Origin of the sequence: Streptomyces sp. SID11385 (assembly GCF_010548245.1) — a bacterium.
GTDB lineage: Bacteria > Actinomycetota > Actinomycetes > Streptomycetales > Streptomycetaceae > Streptomyces.
Genome location: NZ_JAAGLR010000677.1, coordinates 1 through 502, shown reverse-complemented (window position 1 = coordinate 502; position 502 = coordinate 1). Strand labels below are relative to the sequence as shown.

1 pseudogene is annotated in these 502 nt (G+C 78.5%); it reads right to left on the bottom strand.

The features are described from left to right. Positions 1-502: pseudogene (locus G3I42_RS20530) on the bottom strand (ATP-binding protein); the annotation flags it as partial.

The following is a 502-nucleotide window of genomic DNA, read 5'->3' as shown; positions in this document are numbered from 1 at the left end:
GAGCGCGGCGCCCGCGCACGCGAGCCCGTCGCCCTCGCGCCGCTCGCGCAGGTGCGTGAGCGGGGGCAGCGGCCGGGTGAGGAGCGCGGCGAGCCGCTCGGTGAGCGGATCGGGGGGCGATACGGGGACGGGCCCGAGCAGCCCGGCGAGCGCGGGATCGGGCGTGTCGTCGCCGAGGAGGTGCGCGACGAGGCGGTCGGGTACGCGCAGGACGCGGCCGAGGAAGGGAAGCTCGGGCTCGTCGACGCGGAGCAGGCCGAGGCGGACGAGCGGGGCGGAGGCGTGGAAGCGGGCGCGCGCCTCGGGGTCGGCGGCGGAGAGGCCGCACAGGTCGAGGGCGAGCCCGGTGGTGGCGCGGCGACGGCTCACGTCGTCGTTGAGGTACCCGTACAGCGTCTCGAAGGAGCGGTCGACGTCGGGCGCGAGCGCGAGGAGCAGGAGCGCCTGTTCGGTGGCGGTGAGGCCGCAGCGCGCGGCGAGCGCGGCGAAGCGGTCGGCGCCG